The organism is Enterobacter sp. CGMCC 5087 (genome assembly GCF_003144775.1).
Taxonomy (GTDB): domain Bacteria; phylum Pseudomonadota; class Gammaproteobacteria; order Enterobacterales; family Enterobacteriaceae; genus Enterobacter; species Enterobacter cloacae_M.
Genome location: NZ_QFXN01000156.1, coordinates 1 through 743 on the forward strand (window position 1 = coordinate 1; position 743 = coordinate 743).

Consider the following 743-nt stretch of genomic DNA (forward strand, 5'->3'; position numbering starts at 1 on the left):
CCGCCATTGCCGTTCAGGGTGTTGAACAGCGACCAGGGCTCATTGCTGTCATCGTCAGCGTCCGGGGCCATAAACGCACCACCGTTGCTCAGCGTGTAAAAATTCCAGATACCGCCGTTGTAGTCAGCACAGAAACGGTCCATCCACGCGAAGACGGTTGGTTCGAGGATTATCCACTGCGGTATGCTGCCGAAGTGCTCTGGCCAGAACTCCACGCGCTGGTTGTCCGGGACAAGGGTGGCTGTCAGCGCGGGTGCAGAACCGGTACCGGCAGGTTGTGTCTGTAACGGGAGGGTATCGTTAAGGTTGATAATGTCGGTCATAGTGGTTTTCCTCGTTTATTTATCGGGCTGGGGAAGCTGGTTCAGTAGGAATGACGGGCAAGACTGCGCATAGCCATCCTCATCACAGCGTGATGGCCAGTGGCCTTCGGGAAGACTTAAGCTGCACAGGCTGAGCTCACCGGGTCGGTAGAGAAGATGTGAGCACCAGGCGCACAGGTCGTCGTCAGAGATGGAACGACAGCCCGGCAGGCTCAGCAGGGCGAATGGATATGGCGTAACCGGATGACTGCCATCAGGAATACGCGGCATTACTTCAGCGTCTCCAGCAGACTTTCCGCCATCACCCAGAGCGCTCTGTTGAGTTTCACGTCGCCGTCGATGCCGTTAACCGCACGGGTGTGACTGCGTTTGCCCTTCGCGGTACGTCCGGGCAGGCCGCCTTTCAGCAGGTTCTCCTGT

2 protein-coding genes and 1 pseudogene are annotated in these 743 nt (G+C 57.9%); all 3 read right to left on the reverse strand.

Annotated features, from left to right (window positions below):
- A partial coding sequence (locus DEO48_RS15275) for an antirestriction protein (RefSeq protein ID WP_109845635.1) occupies positions 1 to 323 on the reverse strand: 323 nt, incomplete at its 3' end.
- Positions 324 to 338: 15 nt separating this feature from the next.
- Entirely contained in the window at positions 339 to 593 is a 255-nt protein-coding gene (locus DEO48_RS15280) for a hypothetical protein (protein ID WP_109845636.1), read from the reverse strand.
- Positions 593 to 743 (reverse strand): annotated as a pseudogene (locus DEO48_RS27195) (DUF945 domain-containing protein); the annotation flags it as partial. The pseudogene DEO48_RS27195 and the gene DEO48_RS15280, both read right to left, overlap by 1 nt.